This window comes from Guptibacillus hwajinpoensis, from assembly GCF_020524165.1.
GTDB lineage: Bacteria > Bacillota > Bacilli > Bacillales > Guptibacillaceae > Guptibacillus > Guptibacillus hwajinpoensis_D.
On the sequence record NZ_JAIVKU010000003.1, the window covers coordinates 205,275 to 221,165 of the forward strand.

Sequence of the window (15,891 nt, forward strand, 5' to 3'; positions counted from 1 at the left end):
AGTATGTATATGTTAGAAAAATCGTTCGAAATCATAGAAACTTCTGGAATTCATGCACGCCCAGCTACACAGTTGGTGAATAAGGCAGGACAATTTAACTCAGAAATCAAAATTCAAATCAATGAAAAAGCTGCAAATTTAAAATCCATTATGGGCGTGATGTCGCTCGGTATTTTTCATGGAGCGGAAATTACAATTTCTGCTGAAGGTGATGATGAAGAAGAGGCGTTGATCGCTATGGAGGAAGTTATGAAAAGTGAGGGGCTAGGAAAAATAAGATAAACACTGAGAGACTGACTATTTAAAAAAGGTCAGTCTCTAAATACAAAATCTAGAAATATGGTCAACCAGATGAAATGGTTGATCGTATTTCTAGATGGGAGTTTCTCAAGGTGAGAATCTTTTTCGGACAACATGTTAAGTCTAGTTCAAGTAATGCCCCCTTGCTCAGTTAATATTTGTAAAGCATCTTTCAGTTGGTTCGATTTGAGGATAAAATAGTCCGTATTATTGGTGAAAAGTGCAAATATAAATAGATTGATTTTGGCTTCAGCAATGTTCAGTAATTGAAGATAAGATTCCTGTTAACGAAAAGTCAAAAGACCTTCTACTTTAATTCTACTCCAGGGAATAGGGCAGTTATCTGGCAGACTCAGTTTCGAGATAACTTAGTAAAAGGCATGCTTTGGAAAGTAATAAATCATGGATCTGGCTAGGTGTATGGAAAAAGAATGAAAACAACTCACTCTTTTTAGGGGATGAAGAACAAACGGATTTAATAATGACCTAAAGTCTCAGATCACTTTTTGAAAGGTGGATGATGATGTATATACCTGAACATTTTAATATAGATGATGATGAAGTAATTTATGATTTTATTGAAAAAAATGGATTTGCAACCTTATTTTCTTATCATAATGGAGAACCTTGCGCTACTCATCTTCCACTAATTTTAAATAAATCTGAAAAGGCATTATATGGTCATTTTGCACGTGCGAACGGACAGTGGAAGGATATTGAAAAGCAACAAGTCCTTGCGGTTTTTCAAGGTCCTCACTGTTATATTTCACCAACTTGGTATGAAACAACTAAAGCAGTACCTACTTGGAATTATGTAGCTATCCATTTATATGGAAAGGTAAAAGTTGTTCAAGAACGAAAGGTCATACTCGAAACGTTGAATGACCTGGTAACTAAATATGAAACTCCTGATAGTCCATACAATTTAAATGATATCGAACCTAGTTTCATCGAAGGAATGAGTAAAGGAATTGTAGCGTTCAAAATCAAAATTAGTAAAGTTGAAGCAAAAGCTAAATTAAGTCAAAATCATTCTAAGGAACGGCAAACATTAATTATTAAGCATCTAGAAAAAACTTCTCAAAAGGATAATGTACAAATAGCATCGCTTATGAAGAAAAATCTTTAATAATGCAAATAAAGATATTCATTAGATGAGTGAGGGATAGGTTATATTTATATCTTTGACAATCTCGGAGCGAATAAATGCTGATGAAGCAAAAAACTTTTGAAACCCCTAACTAAATTCCCCCTTTCATTGTAAAAGGGGGAGGTAGTTGTGCAAAATAATTTCTTATTTACTTAAAAAGCGTTTAACTCCTGCTACCGCATAATCATGGTCCATTTGAGGTGTTAGTCCAGCTACCGTCACAGTTCCAATAACGCCAACATTATTTATACGGATTGGAAGGGAGCCACCTACCGCTTGATATTCCTCCACTGATAGAAGCGAGTGGTCATGATGAGTAAGGCCACTTTCTTCAAAGCGGGCAGCAATAAATTGCGTACTGCGGTTATAATGGTCGACCACATTTTTCTTGCGGTACAGCCATTTCACGTTTTCTTCTGACGTCCCCTCCATTAAGTGAGTGAAGAGGGGAACGCGGTTGCGTTCAATATGGACAGCAACTGACTTCCCATTCTCTTTTGCGTAGTTTACTAGCTCAATTCCAAGCTGTAATGCATCTTCATTTGTAAATTGAGTGAAGACCAATTCTTCTTCAAGTTTGAGTAGTTGTTCTGTATTCATGTTATCGATACTCCTTTTAAAATAAATTTTGTTTTTTGTCGAGTTTATAATTGAGTACGGCAAGTAAGAAGGCAATCAGGACCATAACGGCTCCGATCCATGCTGTATCAAGGTAAGTCATATAATCAACGGCAAGTGCTCCGAGAGCTGACCCGCCTGCAATTCCTACATTAAATGCAGAAATATTTAGCGCTGAGGCAATGTCTTTCGCTGAAGGAACTAATTTTTCAGCGAGGGTCACGATGTATGCCTGAACCCCAGGTGATGACATGAAGGCAAATAATCCGAGAATGACCACGGATAAATAGCTCAGTGCCTTGTTTGGTAATAAAACCATCTGAAGGAGTAGAACAATCATTTGAAAGAAAAAAACAAAGCGAAGGGCTTTTACAGGATGATTGTTTGATAGTTTTCCTCCAATGATGTTTCCAACTGCAACGGCTATGCCGTAGATCAGAAGCATCCAAACGATCATATCTGAGGAAATTCCGCTCACATTTTCTAAGATAGGAGAAAGATAAGTAAAGAGAGCGAACGTTCCTCCAAAACCGAGTGATGTCATAAGCAGCGCAAGTAAAATTCTATAATTTATGATAAGTTGACCCACATCTTTCAAGGTAGGTGCACTCCGTTCACGCTTGATTCGTTCAATGGCGAATAAATTAACGAGTAGGCCAATGAGTCCTAACACGGCAACGGCTAAGAAAGTGGCTCTCCAGCCAAATACTTGACCAACAAATGTTCCAAAAGGTACGCCAACAATCGTAGCGACTGTAAGACCGGTAAACATAATGGATATCGCTGAACCTTTTTTGTTTTCAGGTACAATTTCCGTAGCGACCGTTGCTGCAATGGCAAAGAACACACCGTGCGCCACCGCCGTTATGATACGTGAGAAAAGTAATAGTTCGTATGAATGAGAAAGACTCGATAAACCGTTGCCTAAAATGAAAATCATCATTAAGATCATCAGAAGACCTTTTTTTGGTAGTTTACTAGTGAGCGTCGTAACGATTGGCGTTCCAATCGCAATAGCCGCTGCATATCCGGAGACAAGCGTGCCCGCTTTTGTAACGGATATGCTGAGATCATCGGCTACTGTTTGAAGTAATCCGACGATCACGAATTCTGTTGTTCCGATGGCAAAAGCACTAACGCCCAATGATAGTAGACCAATCATGGCTTTAGTTGACATCGACTTCATGATAGATCCTCCTTATGCTTCTAAAAGTTGAGATATTTTCTTGCTGCATGTTACTACTTTCTTACTGAATGTCTTGTCCTGCTGTTTTGGCATCCGACTTGTTGGAGCAGATAGCCCAACTGAAGCAACCACCTCTCCATTACGATAAATCGGCGCTGCAATACACCGTAAGCCAATTTCTGTTTCTTCATCATCAACGGCAAAGCCTTGATCTTGAATCGCTTTTAGATGATAAAGAAAGAGCTGTTCATCATCGAAGGTATTCTCTGTGCTTTTTTTTAACTGAAGCTGACGAAGAAACCTTTGTTTCCTATTTCCATCAAGAAAAGCTAAAATCGCTTTTCCAAGTGCGCTTCCATGAGCAAGATCACGATCACCTACATGAGTGTGAATCCGCATTGTATGCGTCCCATTCACGATTTGAGTTGTGACGACATCGGTACCGTCAAGAATCCCGATATAGACGGTTTCTCCAAGTTCCTGGCTAAGGGCATGAAGCGGTGGAACGGAAAGCCAATCGACATGTGGATCATGTTCCTGTTTAGCACCGTCTATCTTCTCAGCAATGTGGTAGTGACTTCCTCTTTTAACGATATAGTTCATATTCTCCAGTGTATAAAGCAAACGAAACGTCGTTGTTTTGTTCCAGTTGAAGTGATGCATCACTTCAGCAAATGTTAATCCATGATTTTCTATAAGCAGATCAAGAATCTGTAAACCTTTTTTCAACGTTGAAACTTCATATTGACTCATGAGTCCGTGCCTCCTTTGCACATGATTCATCTTAGTGCGATATGAAAAGAAGATCAAATAATGAAAGGATGTTTCGTTATTTGAAACTTAAAAGAACGGTAGGATTCATCTATTGATTAGGTTTAAGTCATGAAAGGGGGAAGATGATGCAGATCAAAACAATGTGGAGAAAATCGCGTTATTTGTATTCGAGACGAATATAAATGCCATTAACCCTTATCACGATCATGAATTTGTAGTAGAAGTGATCTTGAAAAAAGATAAACGCTTGTCTAATGATCAATACGACTGTAATGGGACGAGTACAAAGCGAGTAGCGTCTTTTCCATAAACGAAGGCCACCTTATCAATGGACAAGGTGGCACTTACTATTTCTTCTCTTTTTTGTTTGCTCGATCTTCTTCCTCAGTTTCTAGCATGCCGTAATCGCCATTCATTGCTTGTTCATCTAGATCTGCTCCAAATTCATTTGTGAATTTGTTCTTATTGTTTTGATTTATTTCATCTTTCTTTTGTGACTTTTTGTCCATGGTATTCACCTCCAATGAATAGGTTGGCTAATTGTGGTAAAAGTATGCATGAATAAACAAACAAGTCGTTTTTAAATAGCGAAGGTGATCTTATGCTTAGAGGCTTTTAAATGTACAAAAAGCGCCTTACCCTTAAATAAAGGGGAAAGCGCTTTTTAAAAAGACGGAGACGGGTTATTGGTAATTTATGATCGCCGGATTAGGATCAAGCTGAAGTACTTCAGCAGGTGTCAGAACCGGTTTATCTTTATTATAGAAAACTTTAAAACCACCGTACTGAACTGGCTCATTTCGAACAAATTTACGGTAAAGCGACATTTTCGTTCCGTAATCACCATAGCCATCAAAGTTTAGGGCAACCTCTACATTTTCAGTTGGTTTGATGACTTGCTTATTTGTTACGGCTTTATCCGTAAACTGGTGAACGAGCACGATTTTATCGGGTAAGTCATTTTCTTCTACAAAACTTGAAACATAGTCAACAACTTCTTGTACTTCGCTGCCATCCACACTTCCAAGATCAATGCCAGGCGTTTGGCCTTCTTTGACGTGGAACTCAGTGTCAATTGCGACATGCACGTAAGGGAGCTTTAACCATTTTTCCAAAAGCTTCACTTGATGAAGAGCTGTATCGCGACCTAGCTGAACATCTAGCATGAGAATGGCATTATGTTTTTTGGCAAGTGCTGCGTATTCATCAATATCCTCTTCAGAGGTCATGTGATAGTACTTTCCATTTGGACCCGGATCACGCTGAGCAATTGTTGTGATTAACTCAATCGTTGGAATCGCTGGACGGTCTGGATCCGCATCAGAATAAGCTTGCGTTTGTTCTTTTAATTTCGTCATCAGGGCTTCAGGTTCCATCTCACCGAGTATTCCCATTTGAGTGGAGTTCGGTTGTCCATAATAAGCAACGAGTCGGTAATCTTTTAGAATCCCATCCGTTTCATCGGTAGTACCATCCATTAACGTTTCGCCAACAGGTGTCTTTCTTGTGCGATCTTCCCCGTGCGCTTCAACGACAGGCATTTTCGCTAATTCTTCTTCGGTCATGGTTTCTTTAAGCGGTTTCGCATCTTCAGATGGAGCGAGCGGTTCAAATGGTTGAGCCACTTCTTTTTCTTCATCCTTTTGTTCAGGCTTTTTTTCGGTTTCTTTACTTTCATCTTCATTCGTTGCTTGCTGATCTGTTTTTTCGTCAGATTGCTCGTTTGTGGATGCCGAATTCGAACATGCGGTAACCAAAGCGACTAAAGCAACGAGAAGAAAAAGGAATAGTTTCCTCAAGATCTTCACATCCTTATGTAAGTTATTGAGATTCATAGTTTTGTCAAAACGACCTTCTCATTCTAACATAGGAATAGGAATACAGTATGAAATGAGACAATGAAAAGGAAAAATGAGGTAATCAGTACTAGTTTAATTGTAAAAAAGCTACTGCCCTATGAGGGACAACAGCTTTTATTGCTAGTCAATGGAGCGTACATATTCAGCGATTGCGGCAACTTCGCCCTCTGCCAATTGAGGCTTTGCTTCATATTCATGGCGTTCGATGGCTTCATCGATCGTTTTCGCACTTCCATCATGTAAATATGGCGCTGTTGCCCAGACGCCAAGTAATGTTGGAACATCAAACTGAGCAGGCGTTCTAGGATTTTGGAAATGGGCTCTTGCATCTCCGTCAGATGATTGGTCCGTTTCATTCGCTGTTCCAATATCATAAAGGAAATCGGTGTTGTCAGTTGATAGCTTTCCGTCTGCGTTAAGAGCACTCGCACTATTTGTAAATTGCGATCCGCTATGACAGGAGAGACAGTTGCCGGCCCCTTCAAAAAGTTCTTTTCCAAGCTGAGCTTGATCGGTTAAGTTCCCATTATCTGAACGATAAGGACTTTTGGGAACAGGGAATGAATCTGGCTGATCCAGGTAAGCGAAGAGCGCATCATACATGTGCTGCACATCATTAGGAAGTTCTTCTCCAGCATCGTAATCAAGCATACCGCCCATTTCTCCCTGTATTGTTAAAATATAATCTGTAAAATCATCTCGACTCCCATCCCAAAGGAACAGGCCAGTTTCGGTCGCTTTCACATTACTTGGCACATTTCGGAGACCTTTCGGAGTCGTTAAAGTTAAGCCGTTAATCTCACCGTCAGCATGACACGAAGCGCAGCTCATCCAATTGTTTCCAGTAATATCTGTTGCATAATCATCACTGTTTCCGCTATAGAAAATCTGCTTTCCTTCTCTTACAAGAGGGGAGAGGGAATCTTCTTTAATTAATGGGAGATTTTCATCGACTAGTTTTGCACGAGCATAAGCACTATCCCCACCTGTTTCAATCGTGGTAAGGTCATGGCTCATCGCATTGTGCACATATAGGTTACTTCCATCTGGCGCAATAGCAATTCCACGTGGGTTATCACCGGGAATTCGTCGCAATACCTGAGTCGCATTGCCGCCACGAGTAAGATCGAAAACAACAAGATCTTCACTACCAGCCATAATGGCGTATGCTTTCTTTCCTTCTGGATCAAAAGCAACATCGTAAGGATTCGACACAATGAGCGTTTCATTATCTACATCTACCACATTGATTTCTTCAAAAAGCTCTTTCCGTTGATCGACTAGCTCTTTATCTGTTTCAAGATCAATAACAGAGATGGCAGGGAAGACGGTTTCTTCAAAGTTAATTGGCGTATCTACATTAGTTACAAGATGAGGTACCCAGGCGGTTTTCCCATCAGGGGATATGATGAAATTCTCCAACTTATTTGGGATTCCCTGACTAACTTTAGGATCGTTCTGATCTGGTGAATTCGCAAGTTCAATAACAGAGGAGACCGTATTTTTCTGTATGTCAATGACGCTTATTTTTCCTGACAAATAGTGAGGCACATACATCTTTTTCCCATCTTTAGTCATCGTAAGCGTGCGTGGACGTTCATCGACCTGAATCGTTTTTGTCGTTTTCTTTTCTTGTAAATTAATAACAGATACAGAAGAGGATCGGTAATTGGCTACATAGAGCGTAGCACCATCAGCGCTTGTCACTAAGCCGAACGGTTCGTTCTCTGTAGGGATCGAATCGGTTACTTTCTTTTTCTGAAGATCGATGACGTCAATTTGATTGCTGTACATTGTGCTAACATAAAGTGTTTTTTCATCAGGACTTAGAGCGAGCTGCCTTGGCTCTTTGCCTACTGGTATTTCATCTTTCACTTCTTTTGTCTTAGGATCGACTATGGAAACGGTATTAACATCAATATTGGCAATATAAAGAACGTCGCCATTTTTAGCAAGAAGCGTATTTGTACTTGCACTTGATTGTTCCCTTATCACTTTAGGATCCTCACTGCACGCAGTGAGGATCAGAAGGAAAAGAAGGGAGAAGAGGAGCTTTTTCATCATCATAAACACCCTAATTTAGTTTGATTTGCTAATTTCCACCGGTACGAGGACTGGGGAAATCCCATTTTCTCCGTGGCCTGCTTGAATTTGGGGAACCATGTCGCCGTCCGTATTACCTGAATCATCATCCTTCTTATAGAAGTCACCCGTATCCCAGAACTCGCTTGCCTGCATTCCTTGATCAAGGGCTGGACCGTCAATGACTTGATTGTAGAAGTCAGTATAGCGTTGGGTGATCATTTCACGCTCGAGATTCTCAGGAGTCTCCTGATCTGAGCCAGTGTTCGTAAGTGTTAGTAAGGCGTTTCTCAAAACGGCTGAAACGGCACCAGCTGTTTTGGGGCTGTATGACATCGTATCATCAGATGTATAGTAGGCGTTTGCTTCATCATTCCATAGTTCATTATCCATCGTGACGTATAGCTGTCTCGCTGCGTCACGGTATTTCGCATCATCTGTTGCAAGGTAAGCTGCTGTTAAGCCGCGAATCGCACCAAGGTTAGCCTCAAGGGTCGTGTTGTTACTTGCTTTCTTTTCATTGAGGTCATAACTTTCTGCTGCAAGTCCTGAATCTAGAATAAGCTCATTCATAATGAACTCGGCTTGCTTTTTCATCATCTCAATCGCTCGTTTACCTTCATCCGTTCCTAACCCTTCCGCATCTTCTCCGCTCGCATATCCAACTGGAAGGCCATCAATGGCGCGTTGGAAAATACGAAGGGATTCAACTGTATAGCCTGCATCAAACGTGTGCACCGTCTGCCCTTGTTCTTGACCGTTGTTTTCACTTACAAAGGTGCCGGCTTCTTGATTAAAATGCATGGCGTCGATATTATGAAAGACTGCGAGCATAATATCACGATTCACGGTATAAGCATCATTTGAATCGACATCATTACTAGGATCGGCATCAAGGTTTTCCTTAGGTGCCGAAGTAAACGGTTCTCCGTCAAACAGTGCCTGGAATGAAGGGGCAACCTGTTTGTTTTCTGAACGCTGATCCGTCATACCAAAAAATTCAGACGTTGGCCAAAGCATCGCCCATTGATCTTCCAATAGAGAGCGTGAATCGGTTACTTCGAGACTGCCTGCATCAGGAGCTACACCATCACTGCTTTCTGTAACGCTTACCTGGTGTGGTAAGTAGATGAAACCGTTCGATGGATCATAGTTCCTAACGTTAGCAGCTTGTTTTTCTTTGCTAGAGTCATAGAATAATTGGTCATTGATAAAATTGATCTTATTCCAGATTTCATCCGTTAAGATCATCCCCTGCATGCCATCAGCGGAACTGACACCAAGAGCAATAGTGTTATCATCGTCATCTTTCGCCGTTTCACCTGCAAGTTCTTCATCTCCATCAATCGTATGGAACCCGCCAAGAAAATCTCCAGCCCATAGCGCTTGCTTTAAGAATGTTGCGCCGTAAGCCGAAGGCGTCAAGATTTTATCCATTCCTTCGCGGTCCCAGCGAAGAGAGTCAAAGTTCACCTGATAATTCGGCACGTATGTATTATCATCACCAGATGCGTATTCTTCTGTATCGACTTGTTCAGCATAATGGGGATCGCCACTTGAATATTCAATCGTTGTCGGATACATATTTCGGAAAATCTCTTCCTGTGGATAACCGACTGAGTCAGCTAGTGAAAGAAACCGTTCTGAAAGCCATTCTTCTGGTTTTTGATTCGTTTCTTTTGCAGAGGCTTTTATAACTGGTCCATTTATAAGATGTATGCCGAGTCCTGATTTTTCTACAACTTCATACATCGCTTCCTCGGAATACTCATACGATTCAATGCCGGCTGTATAATCGAATGGCGTAGGACTATCGACATTCTTTGAATCAAGAACATCAAGATCAAGGCCAAGGCTTTCAGCAAGCGGTTCGCCTGATAGTTCAAACTCCGCATAAGCAAACATGTTGCCGAATGTATCAAAATTGTAGTCAGCTACTTCAACATGATAAGCTGGTTTGGTTTCTTCTTTTGTAGTCCCACTTGATTCTTCGCTTGTATTGGACGAACACCCAGCAATCAATAGTGTAGAAGCGAGAAGAGCAGAGATCGTCTGTTTTTTATGTATCACGCTGTGCAACCCCTTTTGAGTAGTAATGATAATCATTATCACTAGTTTAGTATAAAGAAAGAGATGTTATATGTAAACCCTTTAATAAGAGGAGAATTGGAGAAGAAAATCATGTTTTCGATCGGTGCAAGGAAATGAAAAAGAAGCAATGGGGGCGTCCCATCGCTTCAAGATAACTCGTGCTTGGTATTGAAGTAATCCATGATCATTCTTCTATGGCTGCCAACCATCTGATCAGGCAGATTTGTAGAAGAGAAAGTATCAAATGCTAGACTTTCCTTTGATAAAGTGAGTTCTCCATCGTATTCATTCGTAACATAAGCGGTGGTGACGGAATAGAATTCATCTCCGTTATCCGCTTTCGTGAAAAATTCCTTGCCAGAATAAAGCTTGAAAAGTATGAGGTTCCGAATGGCTAACCCCGTTTCTTCAAGGGACTCTCTTATCGCGGTTTCCTCGGTTGATTCACCTGGCTCCATCAATCCTCCAGGCAATCCCCATCGTTTCCTTCGTTCGTTCCGCTGTTGAAGAAGGATTTCATCTTTTTCGTTCAGAATAAGTGCGACAGCCCCAACCAAAATAAGTGGCCGTTGCCCAACGAGCTCGCGCAGTTCTTTCACATAATTCATGTCGATCACTCCTTATCTTCTTTCCTATTATAATGGAAGATCTCTTTTTGAGAAGACAAGAATGGCCACTCCGTAGAGGACCGTACCTAGCAAGAAAAGGAACGTGATCATAGGCCAGACGTCGACAGTACCTCTCGCAATTTCAACGGGGCGAAAGGTTGAAAAGAGAGAAAGGTGAACCATCCAATCGAACTTATCACTCATTTTTCCGATTAAGTCCATCCCGTAGAAAACGATCGTCAGTAACCCGGAAAGTCCAAGTGCCTGTCTCTCATCATTTAACAAGGATGAGAAGAGGAAGGAGTAGCCTGATATGACGTAGAATAATAGAATTCCGACAAGGTTCACATTCAAAAACGTCATGGCTTCAAATGGTTTATCCTCAATTAATACTTCTGTGCCAATCACTCCTGCAAGTGCAGTTGTTATTCCGATAATCAGAAGCCCTGTGATTAAGACAATGGCTTGAGTGATGGCGATTTTCTTTCGAGAGTTCGGCGTAGCGAGAATATAAGCCATCGAACCACGATCAATGTGACGGGCCATTAGTTGGGAGGCAGTCATTAAACAAAAAATCGACAAAATCACAACGTATAGTAACCCATAATATTCACCTGCAATAAAGTCACTTACATGCTGAAATCCACCTTCCATCCCAAAGGCAGCCAGGAAGCTTTCTGGCATAGATTCCATTAAATCATTTAGTCCAGGCGCATCTGCGATTGATGGATAAATACCGATGATCAAAAGAAGATATAGAGCAGAACCAATCGCATAGCTCGAAATCGATTTCGCATGAACCTTTAACATTTTTGCATATAAGGTCATGTTCATGATGGGTCCGCCTCCTTGTTATAGTAATTCAGAAAGACTTCTTCAAGGTTCTGTTCATGAATATCAATGTTTCGAACCTGGTAATCTCCTAACGCACGAATAAATTGATTGTAGTCTCCTTGAACAGCAATTTCTGCGCGGTTATCAGTGGTTGACACAACGTCGAGAGGACTTTGCTTTATGCGCTTAGCTTCTTCCTCACTCGCAAATGTCACATCAAAAAGACGACGCTGTTTTTGTTGAAGATCATGGATATTTTCAACAACAACAATTTTGCCATCTTTAATAATGGCGGCTCGATCACACGTGCGTTCAATTTCTGAAAAGCTATGAGAGGACATTAAAAATGTAGTGCCTTTTTCTTTTTGTTCCATCACGATTTCAATGAATATCCGTTGCATGAGTGGATCCAGACCGGAGGTGGGTTCATCGAGTATGATCACTTCTGGTTCATGCATAAAAGCAGCCACGATACCGACTTTCTGCTTCATTCCCTTTGACATTTTCCGGATCGGGGTTTTTACATCGAACTGTAGTCGATGGATAAGCTCGTCGCGATAGGAAGTTTGCTTCATTCCTCTCATTCCCCCTACAAGATTAAGAAAAGCCATCCCGTTCATGCCATCCAGAAAAGAGATCTCACCAGGTAAGTAACCAATCTTTTCTTGGATCTTAGCCGCATCTTTCCATGTATCCATCCCGTCGATCGTTGCTTTTCCTTTTGACGGTTTTATGAATCCCATTAAGTGACGGATCGTTGTTGATTTACCGGCCCCGTTTGGCCCGAGAAATCCGAATACTTCTCCTTTTGGAATGGAGAATGTAACATCAAAAATCCCTTTTCCATTTGAAAATTTTTTAGTTAAGCCGTTTAATTCAATCATTGAGGTTCCCCCTCAGTCAAATTTTGAACTATTACTTAATATATATTTCATTTTCATCATAAATGACTGCAACAAATTAATCAATATTTACTGAACTCAAATTTAATTAATAGTTCAATAAATGCTATACTAAGAGTGGTGATGAAAATGAATGGATTTGAATTGCGAAAACAACAAAAGCGTAAAAATATTATGGACGCTGCTTTTGGGCTATTTAATAAAGAAGGCGTTAAAAAGGTGAAAATTAGTGATATTGCGAAGCATGCAGATGTTTCTCAAGTGACGATTTACAATCATTTTACTAGTAAGGAAGAACTCGTTCGAGCGGTGCTGAAGGATTACATGCATCAACAGTTTGGGGCATTTAAAGAATTAATGCAGAAAGAGCATTCGTTCGCTGAACTGATTGAGTTTATTGTTTTTGAGAAACATAAAGCTGTTCAAAGTCTGGATCCATCGCTACTTCAAGAAATGCTTACGGCGGATGAAGAATTGAAAGAGTATGTCGACCATTTCTACCGTACGCAAACTCTTCCCCTGTTCGTTCAGCTCCTTGAAAAGGCACGTGAGCGAGGAGAAATTAATGCGTCACTTTCAATGGAAGCGATTATGTTTTACCTTAATGCATTAAAAACAGAGGTACAGCGAGTTCCAGCTAAAACCTGGTCAGAGCGAAAAGATTTTCTAGATGATGTTCTGCAACTCTTTTTTTATGGTTTAAGCGGTGGTTCTGTATCCAGTAGGAATAAATCTGAATCATGATTCATAAACTGAAATGTGTGTAAATTTTCACAAAATTTTAATAGTTTGTTAACTTATCTAACGTACTCCTGTTGTATAATGAACTCATACAGAGGGAAAGTTGGTGAATTTTGTTGAAAAAGCTGAAAAAATTAACTTTTAAACAGCTCGTTGATCAAAATAAAGCAGAACTTCTTAAAAATGAAAAAGAACTTGCTGAAATAGAAAAACGAATTGATAATCGACACGTATAAATGAAAGAAAACAGCCGGCAAGCGGCTGTTTTTTTGTGTTTTAATGAACCTCTATTGAAAGTCATTTCTTATGCTAAACTAAGGAAAGGAGGGGATTTCTGTGGCGAAATTAATCAGCGTAAATGTTGGTAAACCCGTTGAAACGACTTACAAAGGAAAGCCGATTTCAACAGCTATCTACAAACAGCCTGTTCGTGAATCGGTTTACGTCTCACATGTTCAAGTTGAAGGTGATGGTCAAGCGGATCTTGTTCATCACGGTGGATCTGAAAAAGCAATTTGTGTTTACCCCATCGAACATTATGAGTACTGGGAAAAGAACCTTGGACGTGAATTGGAGGTAGGCGCATTCGGTGAGAACTTTACAGTATCCGGTCTAGATGAGAAAGAAGCTCGGATTGGGGATATTTATCAAATCGGCGGCATAAAAGTTCAGGTTAGTTTACCGAGACAGCCTTGTTTTAAGCTTGCTAAGAAGTTTGAAGTTGAGAATATGCATTTATTTGTAATGGAAAATGGTTATAGCGGGTATTATTTGCGAGTATTAGAAGAGGGGCACGTGACCGTTCAAGATGACATTATCCTTGAACATCGACCTGATCATGATGTAACAGTTGCCTTGATTAACCGAGTGACGTATAAGGATCGAACCGATCGTGAAGGACTTGAGAAAGCGCTACTTGCGAAAGAGCTTAATGAGAGCTGGTATGATAAATTAAGCAAGCAGCTAAGCGCGCTCAATTAGCGCGCTTTTATTTCTTAGCCATACGGTAGTAAAAAATAATCAGCATAATGATCGTAAGAAATGTAACGGTATATTTGACTATTTGCATAACCTCCATCGATTTCTCCTCATTTAAAAAGCTGGAACCAAATGGATCCAGCTCTGATAATGTTAAACAACCTTTTCTTTTAATGCTTTCCCGGGTTTAAAAGCAGGCGTCTTGGAAGCTTGAATATGAATCTCTTCACCAGTCTGAGGGTTGCGCCCTTTACGAGCCGAGCGTTCTCTCACTTCAAAGTTACCAAATCCAACAAGCTGAACCTTTTCTCCTTTAGCAAGTGCTTCAGCGATCGTATCCATTAATGTGTCTACCACTCTTGCAGTATCTTTCTTTGACATCTCGGCCCGTTCTGCAACAGTAGTGAGAAGTTCCGCTTTATTCATCGTGTATCATCCTTTCTAATTTTGCTAGTTTTTCATGCTATGTCACCATTTTTACCAGTCTACATCTGTTTTATACGTATTAAAGAAAATAAAAAAGAGATTCTAATCGAATCTCAGGTTGATCTAAGATATTAATAGTTGGATAGTTGTTTGTACTCTTTTTCAAGATCCGTAAGTGTACAGTGATACAGATGGTGGTCAGCGGTGGAATAGGCTCCTGCCTCAATAAGCTTTGAAATGTAATAATTTCTCCGCTGCTCTAATGCTTTTCTGAGCTGATTGGTCTCCATCAGCACACCCTCCTTAAAAATTGTTATTCCCAGTATGTCCTGGTGCTATGCGTTTTAATCACCATCAGATGTGACAAATTGGCCATATAAGGTGGCGTTGTGTTTCCAGCATCAATCAAAATCATTGGGAGAGAAATGAGATGATACATATTGAATAAAGAGCAAATCATTCGTGCGATTGAAGCGATACAATGGGATTATGAAGAAGCCTTTGTACCTGAATCTATTCACTATATTCAAAATGATGACCTCGTGATGATCAAAAATGAAAATTCAACAAGTGTCTATGCAAATAAGGTTGTTCGATTTTATCGAAGCGTGGCAGATGTAAAAGAGGTCATTGCGTACTTTAAAGGAAGTCCATTTTCATGGTGGGTGCGATCAAGCTCGAATTCTAGTGAACTAGAATCCGAGCTTAAGACATTAGGCTTTCAGCATGAAGATACATACGTTGGTTTAGCGAAAATACTGACAGAAGAAGAAATCCCTTCGATCGATTTCTCATTTCGAGAAGTAACGACGGAAGAAGATGTTGAAGCGCATGTGCAAGTCGCTGCGGAGATCTGGGGATATGACAGCGAGACGAAGCAGGCAGCCGTATATGAACGAGCTTCTTATCTAAAATGCCTTGATCGAAGAGGCGGATACACGCTTGTTCTCGATAATAATAAGCCAGTAGGATATTCGAATTATCGCTATAGTAAGGACGGGAAAGCAATTTACTTAAGTGGAGCAGCTGTTCTACCAGAATATAGAGGGAAAGGCATCTATCGTAGTTTGTTAGCAGACCGTCTAATTGAAGCGAGAAAAAGAGGATGTGAGCTAGCAGTGACACAGGCAAGAGTTGGAATGTCTGAACCCATTCTCCGAAAGTCTGGTTTTCATGAATATGCAACCTTTAAACAGTACGTGAGAATATAGCAAACAATTGATTATGAAGAAATTGTAAATTCGATGGTTTTTATGTAAAAAGGTAGGATCAAAGAGAAGAAATCGGGAATAGCTCAAAGTGAAGGGGCCTTCCTTCGCCTTCTTAAACTTTCGTTAAAAGG

General features: G+C 40.4%; 19 protein-coding genes and 1 pseudogene. 8 read left to right on the forward strand and 12 right to left on the reverse strand.

Going from position 1 to position 15,891, the window contains the following annotated elements:
* Positions 1–9: 9 nt before the first annotated feature.
* From LC090_RS04320 to LC090_RS04330, 3 genes and pseudogenes are all read left to right on the forward strand, one after another.
* Complete coding sequence (locus LC090_RS04320; RefSeq protein ID WP_226655614.1) at positions 10–282, forward strand: phosphocarrier protein HPr; 273 nt, start codon at positions 10–12, stop codon at positions 280–282.
* 400 nt (positions 283–682) lie between these two features.
* Positions 683–790 (forward strand): annotated as a pseudogene (locus LC090_RS04325) (GNAT family N-acetyltransferase); the annotation flags it as partial.
* A 33-nt stretch (positions 791–823) separates the two neighbouring features.
* A complete protein-coding gene (locus LC090_RS04330) occupies positions 824–1,429 on the forward strand; it encodes an FMN-binding negative transcriptional regulator (RefSeq protein WP_226656573.1) in 606 nt (201 codons plus the stop codon).
* 165 nt (positions 1,430–1,594) lie between these two features.
* On the opposite strand, the gene LC090_RS04335 is transcribed toward LC090_RS04330, so the two are convergent.
* From LC090_RS04335 to LC090_RS04345, 3 genes are read right to left on the reverse strand one after another with little or no spacing between them, the layout of a single operon-like run.
* Positions 1,595–2,050: a heme-binding protein gene (locus LC090_RS04335; RefSeq protein ID WP_226655616.1), complete on the reverse strand. Its 456-nt coding sequence runs from the start codon at positions 2,048–2,050 to the stop codon at positions 1,595–1,597.
* Between the two features lie 16 nt (positions 2,051–2,066).
* Positions 2,067–3,254, reverse strand: a complete 1,188-nt coding sequence (locus tag LC090_RS04340) for an MFS transporter (RefSeq protein ID WP_226655617.1) — start codon at positions 3,252–3,254, stop codon at positions 2,067–2,069.
* A gap of 12 nt (positions 3,255–3,266) precedes the next feature.
* Entirely contained in the window at positions 3,267–4,007 is a 741-nt protein-coding gene (locus tag LC090_RS04345; RefSeq protein ID WP_226655618.1) for an IclR family transcriptional regulator, read from the reverse strand.
* A gap of 163 nt (positions 4,008–4,170) precedes the next feature.
* On the opposite strand from LC090_RS04345, the gene LC090_RS04350 reads away from it, so the two are divergent.
* On the forward strand, positions 4,171–4,338 hold the full coding sequence (locus tag LC090_RS04350) for a hypothetical protein (RefSeq protein WP_226655619.1): 168 nt from the start codon (positions 4,171–4,173) through the stop codon (positions 4,336–4,338).
* Between the two features lie 37 nt (positions 4,339–4,375).
* Here the strand turns inward: LC090_RS04350 and LC090_RS04355 are convergent, their stop codons facing one another.
* The 7 genes from LC090_RS04355 to LC090_RS04385 all read right to left on the reverse strand — a co-directional run bounded on the left by LC090_RS04355 (position 4,376) and on the right by LC090_RS04385 (position 12,386).
* Positions 4,376–4,537: a DUF4021 domain-containing protein gene (locus LC090_RS04355; protein ID WP_226655620.1), complete on the reverse strand. Its 162-nt coding sequence runs from the start codon at positions 4,535–4,537 to the stop codon at positions 4,376–4,378.
* 174 nt (positions 4,538–4,711) lie between these two features.
* Entirely contained in the window at positions 4,712–5,836 is a 1,125-nt protein-coding gene (locus tag LC090_RS04360) for a hypothetical protein (protein WP_226656575.1), read from the reverse strand.
* A gap of 171 nt (positions 5,837–6,007) precedes the next feature.
* On the reverse strand, positions 6,008–7,948 hold the full coding sequence (locus LC090_RS04365; RefSeq protein WP_226656578.1) for a beta-propeller fold lactonase family protein: 1,941 nt from the start codon (positions 7,946–7,948) through the stop codon (positions 6,008–6,010).
* A gap of 18 nt (positions 7,949–7,966) precedes the next feature.
* Positions 7,967–10,075: a hypothetical protein gene (locus LC090_RS04370; RefSeq protein ID WP_425590623.1), complete on the reverse strand. Its 2,109-nt coding sequence runs from the start codon at positions 10,073–10,075 to the stop codon at positions 7,967–7,969.
* A 131-nt stretch (positions 10,076–10,206) separates the two neighbouring features.
* Positions 10,207–10,668: an NUDIX hydrolase gene (locus tag LC090_RS04375; protein WP_226655624.1), complete on the reverse strand. Its 462-nt coding sequence runs from the start codon at positions 10,666–10,668 to the stop codon at positions 10,207–10,209.
* Positions 10,669–10,695: 27 nt separating this feature from the next.
* Entirely contained in the window at positions 10,696–11,502 is an 807-nt protein-coding gene (locus tag LC090_RS04380) for an ABC transporter permease subunit (RefSeq protein WP_226655626.1), read from the reverse strand.
* Positions 11,499–12,386 carry an ABC transporter ATP-binding protein gene (locus LC090_RS04385; protein WP_226655627.1) on the reverse strand — a complete coding sequence of 296 codons (888 nt, stop codon included), beginning with the start codon at positions 12,384–12,386 and terminating at the stop codon, positions 11,499–11,501. Before LC090_RS04385 ends, LC090_RS04380 begins: the two co-directional genes overlap by 4 nt.
* Positions 12,387–12,533: 147 nt before the next feature.
* Here LC090_RS04385 and LC090_RS04390 point away from each other — a divergent pair, with 147 nt between their 5' ends.
* The 3 genes from LC090_RS04390 to LC090_RS22110 all read left to right on the forward strand — a co-directional run bounded on the left by LC090_RS04390 (position 12,534) and on the right by LC090_RS22110 (position 14,126).
* A complete protein-coding gene (locus LC090_RS04390; protein WP_226655628.1) occupies positions 12,534–13,148 on the forward strand; it encodes a TetR/AcrR family transcriptional regulator in 615 nt (204 codons plus the stop codon).
* Between the two features lie 113 nt (positions 13,149–13,261).
* A complete protein-coding gene (locus LC090_RS04395) occupies positions 13,262–13,381 on the forward strand; it encodes an FbpB family small basic protein (protein ID WP_370314259.1) in 120 nt (39 codons plus the stop codon).
* Between the two features lie 100 nt (positions 13,382–13,481).
* Entirely contained in the window at positions 13,482–14,126 is a 645-nt protein-coding gene (locus LC090_RS22110; protein ID WP_226655629.1) for an MOSC domain-containing protein, read from the forward strand.
* Between the two features lie 150 nt (positions 14,127–14,276).
* On the opposite strand, the gene LC090_RS04405 is transcribed toward LC090_RS22110, so the two are convergent.
* Positions 14,277–14,549, reverse strand: coding sequence for an HU family DNA-binding protein (locus tag LC090_RS04405; protein WP_226655630.1), 273 nt, complete (start codon positions 14,547–14,549; stop codon positions 14,277–14,279).
* Between the two features lie 131 nt (positions 14,550–14,680).
* On the reverse strand, positions 14,681–14,839 hold the full coding sequence (locus tag LC090_RS04410) for a Fur-regulated basic protein FbpA (RefSeq protein ID WP_098444902.1): 159 nt from the start codon (positions 14,837–14,839) through the stop codon (positions 14,681–14,683).
* Between the two features lie 150 nt (positions 14,840–14,989).
* Here LC090_RS04410 and LC090_RS04415 point away from each other — a divergent pair, with 150 nt between their 5' ends.
* Entirely contained in the window at positions 14,990–15,760 is a 771-nt protein-coding gene (locus LC090_RS04415; RefSeq protein ID WP_226655632.1) for a GNAT family N-acetyltransferase, read from the forward strand.
* The last annotated feature ends 131 nt before the right edge of the window (positions 15,761–15,891 follow it).

Excerpts from the sequence above, each read along its gene's own strand:
- LC090_RS04390 (WP_226655628.1), top strand. The coding sequence starts at position 12,534 with ATGAATGGATTTGAATTGCGAAAACAACAAAAGCGTAAAAATATTATG.
- LC090_RS04345 (WP_226655618.1), bottom strand. The coding sequence starts at position 4,007 with ATGAGTCAATATGAAGTTTCAACGTTGAAAAAAGGTTTACAGATTCTT.
- LC090_RS04405 (WP_226655630.1), bottom strand. The coding sequence starts at position 14,549 with ATGAATAAAGCGGAACTTCTCACTACTGTTGCAGAACGGGCCGAGATG.
- LC090_RS04385 (WP_226655627.1), bottom strand. The coding sequence starts at position 12,386 with ATGATTGAATTAAACGGCTTAACTAAAAAATTTTCAAATGGAAAAGGG.
- LC090_RS04375 (WP_226655624.1), bottom strand. The coding sequence starts at position 10,668 with ATGAATTATGTGAAAGAACTGCGCGAGCTCGTTGGGCAACGGCCACTT.
- LC090_RS04330 (WP_226656573.1), top strand. The coding sequence starts at position 824 with ATGTATATACCTGAACATTTTAATATAGATGATGATGAAGTAATTTAT.
- LC090_RS04340 (WP_226655617.1), bottom strand. The coding sequence starts at position 3,254 with ATGAAGTCGATGTCAACTAAAGCCATGATTGGTCTACTATCATTGGGC.
- LC090_RS04365 (WP_226656578.1), bottom strand. The coding sequence starts at position 7,948 with ATGAAAAAGCTCCTCTTCTCCCTTCTTTTCCTTCTGATCCTCACTGCG.
- LC090_RS04380 (WP_226655626.1), bottom strand. The coding sequence starts at position 11,502 with ATGAACATGACCTTATATGCAAAAATGTTAAAGGTTCATGCGAAATCG.
- LC090_RS04410 (WP_098444902.1), bottom strand. The coding sequence starts at position 14,839 with ATGGAGACCAATCAGCTCAGAAAAGCATTAGAGCAGCGGAGAAATTAT.
- LC090_RS04335 (WP_226655616.1), bottom strand. The coding sequence starts at position 2,050 with ATGAATACAGAACAACTACTCAAACTTGAAGAAGAATTGGTCTTCACT.
- LC090_RS04320 (WP_226655614.1), top strand. The coding sequence starts at position 10 with ATGTTAGAAAAATCGTTCGAAATCATAGAAACTTCTGGAATTCATGCA.
- LC090_RS04355 (WP_226655620.1), bottom strand. The coding sequence starts at position 4,537 with ATGGACAAAAAGTCACAAAAGAAAGATGAAATAAATCAAAACAATAAG.
- LC090_RS04370 (WP_425590623.1), bottom strand. The coding sequence starts at position 10,075 with ATGATTATCATTACTACTCAAAAGGGGTTGCACAGCGTGATACATAAA.